This window comes from Paenibacillus etheri, assembly GCF_001012825.1.
GTDB classification, from domain to species: domain Bacteria; phylum Bacillota; class Bacilli; order Paenibacillales; family Paenibacillaceae; genus Paenibacillus_AQ; species Paenibacillus_AQ etheri.
In genome coordinates this window covers 1-505 of sequence record NZ_LCZJ02000073.1, presented here as the reverse complement: position 1 = coordinate 505, position 505 = coordinate 1, and the positions used below count along the sequence as shown (strand labels likewise).

Annotated in this window: 1 pseudogene; it reads left to right on the top strand. The window is 44.8% G+C overall.

What is annotated here, in order from left to right:
- Positions 1 to 135: pseudogene (locus UQ64_RS32465) on the top strand (IS110 family RNA-guided transposase); the annotation flags it as partial.
- Positions 136 to 505 lie beyond the last annotated feature (370 nt).

Sequence of the window (505 nt, the reverse complement as noted above, 5' to 3'; positions counted from 1 at the left end):
AATGTAGACGTAAAAAAGCTCAAGAAAATGAAATCTATTATGAAATTATGTGGTAAAGTGGCCCGAATGCTTGTTGGCCTGGCCAAAAGTAACGAAGCCTACAGTTCAGTTAAAGTATTTCCGCTGGCCGCTTAAGCGCGTTATTTTCACCAGTTGATGCATTCGCAGGATGGATAAGTAGCACGGAGTATCGGGAGGCATTAAACAAAAGGGCTCGGACCCGTTCCGTTAGAAAAACCGACCTCCACCCCTTAGTTAGATGTGACGAAGGAATGAAAGGGCATAGACCCGTTGAGACATGGGAGTGAAAATCGCTAGGGGCGACATGGAGACGTGCAGAATATGGAACAAATTGGGTGATATACTCTCACCCTTATTCTTGCATGCCCTTACAGTTGTTCCAAGCCACCACCTCCTCTGTTTCCTTCTTATCTCACACTTAGCTAAACGTGAAATCCTGCGAATTCATGAGCCTGAGTGAGAAAACTAAATCATATTGAGGGAG